The sequence below is a fragment of the Nocardia sp. JMUB6875 genome, from assembly GCF_041154655.1.
Classification (GTDB): Bacteria; Actinomycetota; Actinomycetes; order Mycobacteriales; family Mycobacteriaceae; genus Nocardia.
The window spans coordinates 1-5,683 of the sequence record NZ_BAAFGR010000296.1 but is presented as its reverse complement, the minus strand read 5'-3'; the positions used below and the strand labels follow the sequence as shown (position 1 = coordinate 5,683).

At 67.7% G+C, this 5,683-nt stretch carries 4 protein-coding genes and 1 pseudogene; 3 read left to right on the top strand and 2 right to left on the bottom strand.

The window, feature by feature from the left end:
- Positions 1-231 precede the first annotated feature (231 nt).
- Complete coding sequence (locus tag ACAM49_RS38410) at positions 232-2,184, top strand: hypothetical protein (RefSeq protein WP_369640436.1); 1,953 nt, start codon at positions 232-234, stop codon at positions 2,182-2,184.
- 25 nt (positions 2,185-2,209) lie between these two features.
- Positions 2,210-3,796 (top strand): ABC transporter substrate-binding protein, encoded by a 1,587-nt coding sequence (locus tag ACAM49_RS38405; RefSeq protein ID WP_369640435.1) that lies wholly within the window; start codon positions 2,210-2,212, stop codon positions 3,794-3,796.
- Between the two features lie 5 nt (positions 3,797-3,801).
- Here the strand turns inward: ACAM49_RS38405 and ACAM49_RS38400 are convergent, their stop codons facing one another.
- Positions 3,802-4,215: a nuclear transport factor 2 family protein gene (locus tag ACAM49_RS38400; protein WP_369640434.1), complete on the bottom strand. Its 414-nt coding sequence runs from the start codon at positions 4,213-4,215 to the stop codon at positions 3,802-3,804.
- Positions 4,216-4,329: 114 nt separating this feature from the next.
- Here ACAM49_RS38400 and sigJ point away from each other — a divergent pair, with 114 nt between their 5' ends.
- On the top strand, positions 4,330-5,220 hold the full coding sequence (sigJ, locus tag ACAM49_RS38395) for an RNA polymerase sigma factor SigJ (protein WP_369640433.1): 891 nt from the start codon (positions 4,330-4,332) through the stop codon (positions 5,218-5,220).
- Between the two features lie 173 nt (positions 5,221-5,393).
- Here the strand turns inward: sigJ and ACAM49_RS38390 are convergent.
- Positions 5,394-5,618 (bottom strand): annotated as a pseudogene (locus ACAM49_RS38390) (HupE/UreJ family protein); the annotation flags it as partial.
- Between the last annotated feature and the right edge of the window lie 65 nt (positions 5,619-5,683).

The window sequence follows — 5,683 nt, the reverse complement described above, 5'->3', positions numbered from 1 at the left end:
CCCCGAGCGCGCGCACGATCGAATACCCCGCGAAAACCTGCCCCGGTCGTAATGACATCCCTGTCCTCCAAGGGAATACGGCACCGCCAGCAACGCACATCCCCCGCGCCGCTGTCAAGGCGGGGGTCGGGCGCGAGATCGCCATTCTCCGCCGACCATTTTTGTATCGCTCTGTCTCACAGCGAAATCCGTTCTGAATTGCTACAGTTCTCGCTCAGTTCGAGGGAGGCGATGTCGGTGTTCGAAGGCCGGGTCGGACTGCTGGGGTTGATCGACGATCTGATCGAGATTCCGTCGGCGCGGGATATCGGGATTACGAAACCGGTACTGGTGCTGGAAGGCTGCGGCGGGTCGGGGCGCACGGCCGTGCTGGACGAGGTGCAGCGCAAATGGCACAGGCACACCCCCATGGTGCTGGTGCGTCCGCTGGAACTGCCCGAGAACGAGGCCCATCCGTCGCGCCCGATTCTGGCCGCGATCATGCTCGGACTGAGTCTCGGCGTCGACGGATTCCGGGTCTCGTTTCCGCGAGTCGTGGTCGCTCTGATCGCAATTCGGGAGAATTTCGCCGAGGTTCCGGAGCATCGTCGCGTTCAGCATCTGCACGAGAAGTTGAACGAGTATGCGAATCGGGACAATCTGATCGGTTTGATCGGCGATCTGATCAGGGCCGCGGGCGGGATGGCCGCCGGTTCCGGAATTCCCGGGATGCACGTGCTGGTCCCCGTGGCCACGCAACGGCTGTCGGCGCTGGTGGTCGATCGACTACGGCAGGGCCGCTTCGTCGCCCGGATCACCTGGGGTCCGGCGGTGGAGTGGTTCGGCCATGAGGATCGCAATCTGCACGGGTCCGGCGACGAGACCTTGGTGAATCTCAGCCTGCGGGCCAGAAATTCGAATCCGGAGACCCGCCAGGGTGTGGACGACGTGCTGACCCGCGCACTGCTCGCCGATCTCCGGCACAGCGCGGCCAAGGTGCACGCGCGCACCTCCAATGCCGTCGTCCTGCTCGATGACGGCGACGCCGAGGCGGCGGTCGCGTTCACCGGCTCGCTGCTGCGGGCGCGTACCGTGCTCGCAGCGGTGCGGGAGGTGCAGCCGGACCCGCTCACCGTGATCACCACCAGTTCCGGTGTGCTCGCGACGGAAGTGGGCTGGCACCTGCCGGAACCCGCGATGCTGACCGATCCGCCGCGATCCTCGCCGCTGACCCCGCCTGTGCCGCTGTGGGCCAGGCTGCGGCTGGCCGACTTCACCGATCTCGAGGTCTCGACGCTGGCAATGGCCGCGGATCCGATCGAGGGCGGGCGGATCAGCGCCGCCGTTCATCGGCTGACCAAAGGACATCCGGCCGCGACCGTGCTCCTGCTCGAGAAGTTCGCGGCCGCTACCGATTCCGCGCGGTCCCGCGAAACCGGTCTGATGCTCGGTGATCTGCTGCGGGCCCCGGGACCCGAGGCGCGGCACACGGTCGAGCGCTATCTGCTGCGCGTCTTCGCCCGCGGCCTGAGCAGGCATCGGCTGGTCGTCGAGAACGTGCTGGAGGCGCTGATCACGGTGTCGGCGGCCCGGACCAAGCGCGAAGCCGTCGCGGCACTGGGACCGATCCTGCCGCCCGGGGCGGAAAACGATACGGCGCTGTTCGAGTCGGGACCGCTCTGGCGAAGCGACGGTACCGAGGAGCGGCTGCCGCCATTGCTGCGGCTGCTCGGTCTGCGCGCGCTGGCCGCGCGCACCGATCCGGCCACCGGGTGGGATCGGGTCTTCCGGCTGCTCGTGAACGCGGCCGACGGTGACGACGCGGGCAAGTTGCTCTATACCCGTCTGCTACACGGCATCTCGGCGGTCATCACACCGCTCGCCGACGACCTGCCGCGGCTGCCCGCGCGCGATTGGCTGGCCCGGTTCGACGTGACCATCTCGGTGCCCGACCCCCGGCGACCCGATCGCGCGCTCATCGAAGGTCCCGATCGCGCGCACACCCTGCAGGAGCACCTCGGCGTGCTGCTCGCCGTACTCCCCGAACTCGGGTCCGATCTCCCGCTCATCCCGAACGACGAGCTCGGACAACTCTATTCGCGCGTAGCCGACAGCTATTCCGAGCTGGCGCGCCACGCCGGTGATCGCGGTCCATTCCTGCAGCGTGCGGAGAAATCCCGCGCGCTCGCACGGAGATTCCAGTGACCCGCAGCTAGAAAGGCGCTCGACCATGGAGTCCCGATACTGGGCGTGGATCATCCCGAAGCCGCGCAGACCGTTTCCCCGCCGCCGCCGGGAGTGGTGGCGATTCGCCCTGGTGCTGGTGCTGCTGCTGGGCGCCGGGACCGCCTACGCCGCCCACGAGCAGCTGTACCGGCTGGCCACCTGCAATGACGGCTGGCCCAGCACGGATGCCTGGGATTCGAGTGGACGCTGTGTCGGATTGTCGTCCGGCTCATACGCTTTCGACCTACCCGCCTTCGAGCAGGTGATGGGGGTGATCGAGGCGCAGAATCGCGCGATGCCCGAGCACTGCCAGGGCGGCAGCGTGACCGTCGGCGTGCTCATGGCCATGACCGCGGCCAATGCGGGCAGCCGGGCGTTGCACGAACTCGAGGGCATGGCCGCCGGTCAGCGGCGCGCGAACGGCACCGGCTGTGTCCATCCGATGAAGCTGCTGGTCGGGCAGCTCGGCGACTACGACGACCCCGAGGGTGCGCTCGCGGTGGCCAAGGCCATGGCGAACCGGCCGGAGGTGGTCGCGGTCGCGGGCATCGGGCTCAGCGATCCGACCACCGCGAAGATCGCGAATCTGCTCGCGGAGCAGAAGATTCCGACCATCTCGGATGTGGTGACGGCCGAGGGCTTCGATCAGGACGGCTCCAAGGCCGACGATCCGAGTTTCGAGCAGTGCGACTCGGAGGCGAGTTTCGCCCACGGCATCGGCCGGGACTATCTGTATCGCATCGGCTTCCGAGTCGCGGTGCAGGTCAGCGCGATCGGTGCGATCGCGCCCGGAAAGCCCGACGTCATCGCGGTGCCGACCGGGCGAACCGACCCCTACACCTGCACCACGCTGCCGCTGCTGCACCGCCGCTACGGCGACGTCCCGGAAATGAAGTTCGACGACACCGAACCCACCACCGTCACGCAGACGGCCCGCAGCATCTGCGCGTCGCCGCAGCACATGACCGTCGTCTACGTGGCACGCGGCCGCGATCTGGGCCAACTGGTCCACAGTCTCGATGACAATGTGGCCAAAGGGCAGTGCTCGGCCACCTCCATCACCGTGCTGAGCACCTCTGACGGAAACCGGCTGCGGACAGTGGAATCCGACTCCCGCCTGGAGGACTTCCGGAAACTGGCGGTGACCTCGCGCAGTTTCCAGGAGGGCCGGATCCGGCTGCTGTTCACCCTGGTCGCCGGCACCGACGGACCGCGCGCGGACAACCCGAACTGGCCCGAATTCGACCAGTCCTTCCATGCCGCCGGGTTCCCACCCGCGCATATCGGAGACGGCTGGGCCATCAACGCCTACGACGCGGTGACAACCGTGGCCACCGCGCTGCGGCTCATCGATTCCCGGAGGACCGTGAATCGCAGCGAGTTGAACTCCGTCATCTCCGGCTTCAAGAAGGAACCCGTCCCGGGTGCGGAGGGGCCGATCACCTTCGACAACAGTGGTAACCGGACCGGCCCGCTCCCGTCGGTCGTGCGCCTGTGCCCCGCCAAATCCGGGAGCGATGCCACGAACCTGGCAACCGTCGAGGCGACACCCGGGGCCCCGATCCCCGAATGCCCGCCACTGCCCGCGTGATCGAGTCAGAACATGCCGTGGGGGTGGGGGATCGGGGAGGGGACGGGTTGGACGACATCCCAGTGTTCGGTGATCAGGCCGTCGCGGACACGCAGGATGTCGACCACGGCTGTCTCGGGTAGGTGAGGCGAGGTCAGCCGGGTGTGCACCGCGACCAGGTCGGCGTCGGCGAGCACCCGGCGCACGTCCTGGTCGGCGGCGGCGAGCGCTCGGCCCGCAGGGGTTTCGAAGAAGTCGATGAACGCCTGCCGTGCCGTGCCGGTCGCCGGATCGTGTGGCACGCGCGGGTTGTGGGAGATGAAGTCCTCGCTCAGCAGCGCGAACGCGCCCGGCAGATCGCGGGCGGCGAAGCGCCGGAAGAGTTCGAGGACGGTCGCGCGGCTGGCCTCGGTGACGGGGAGCTGATCGGAGGTGGTCATGGAATCGCATCCCTTCGTTCGGTTGTATGAAGGGGAGACGGATTCCGGAGCCGCCGCGTCACACGGTGATTCAATCCGGTGTTCGTGTGACGCACAGCGGTGTCAGGACGTCTTATGGATATGGACACGGAATTCGCGGACCTGCGGGACGAGCTCTTCGGCGCGGCGTACCGCATGCTCGGCAGTCGGGCCGATGCCGAGGACGTGCTGCAGGAGGCGTGGCTGCGCTGGCATCGGGTGGATCGGGCGGAGGTGGAGCAGCCGCGCGCCTACCTGTTCCGTTTGGTGAGCAGACTGGCCATCGATCAACTGCGAAAAGCCAAGTCCCGCCGCGAAACCTACATCGGCCCCTGGCTCCCGGATCCCGTGCTCACCGGCCCCGAGACGGATACCGAACTGGCGGAATCGGTTTCGATGGCATTGCTGGTAGTGCTGGAATCCCTGGACCCGGTGGAACGCGCGGTCTTCGTACTGCACGAAGCCTTCGGTTTCGAGCACGCGGAGATCGCCGATATGATCGGCCGCACCGAGCGCGCCACCCGCCAATTGGGTTACCGCGCACGCCGATACGTCCAAGCGCGGCGCCCACGCCACCGTCCGTCGCCGCACGAACACCGAGAACTGACCGAGCGTTTCATCGCCGCGGCCCTCGGCGGCGATCTCACCGTGCTCACCCAACTCCTGTCCCCCGATGTGACCTTCTGGGCAGACGCCGACGGCACGTCGGAAACACCTCGTGAACCGATCCACGGAATGCTCCCGGTCGCGACCTACCTCTGCTCGGTCACCTGGGCCTGGCCCCCCGCACTTGGCGTCCGCCCGGCCCTGATCAACGCGGGCCCGGGCGCCCTGGTCACCTCCCGCGGCGAGCCGTACATGGTTCTGTCCCTCGATATCGCGGACGCCCGCATCCATGCGGTCCGCCTCATCCTCAACCCCGCCAAGATCGCGACGGCGATCGCGGCCGTGACGGTCGTGAAGGGAAGGAGTATTGAACCGGCTTGATCCGCGAAGTGGGCTACCGGGTTGGGGCGGCCGAGGCGGTCGAGAGCCCAGCCCAGAGCGGCGATGATCACGAGTAGGGAGCCGCCGATGCGGAGGTGCGGCTGGGCTCGCGTGGTGGCCAGGACCAGGAGTGGGGGCAGGGCGAGGGCGACGAGCAGTAGTTGGACGGCTTCGATGCCGAGGTTGAAGCCGAGGACGCTGATGGCTAGTTGGCCGGTGGAGAGTTGTAGCTCGGCCAGGGTGAAGGAGAAGGCCAAGCCGTGGATGAGGCCGAAGGTTCCGGCGATGAGAGCCTCTCGGCCGGGGAACATGGGGCGGATGGCGTGGATGCCGCCGATGAGAATTGTTGCGGTGATGAGGGTTTCGATGGGGCGGGCAGGGAGCTCGAGGCGGGTCAGGGCGCTGGCTACGAGGGCTGTGGAGTGGCCCGCGGTGAAGGCCAGGGTGACGGTGAGGATGTGGC